Source organism: Citrobacter sp. TBCS-14, from assembly GCF_005280805.1.
Taxonomy (GTDB): Bacteria; Pseudomonadota; Gammaproteobacteria; order Enterobacterales; family Enterobacteriaceae; genus Citrobacter; species Citrobacter gillenii.
Map to the genome: position 1 here is coordinate 1 of NZ_SZWM01000944.1, position 203 is coordinate 203.

The window sequence follows — 203 nt, forward strand, 5'->3', positions numbered from 1 at the left end:
ATACCCGACGAACAGCGTATCTGCTTCTGGCCGCAGTACTTTGGCTCTATCCCACAATGGATAACGCTGGAACCCCGCATTTTCGCCTGGATGGACCGCTTCTGTGACGAGTACAACAGTGGTATCTGGTCCTTTTACACGCTCAGCAATGGCGGCGCGTTTATGGCCCCTGATGCTGACGTTGACGATAAATGGCATCTGTT

1 protein-coding gene is annotated in these 203 nt (G+C 52.7%); it reads left to right on the forward strand.

Annotated elements, in window-relative coordinates:
- Positions 1-203 (forward strand): antirestriction protein (locus FDX22_RS22175; protein ID WP_146717779.1); only part of this gene is annotated, 203 nt, incomplete at both ends.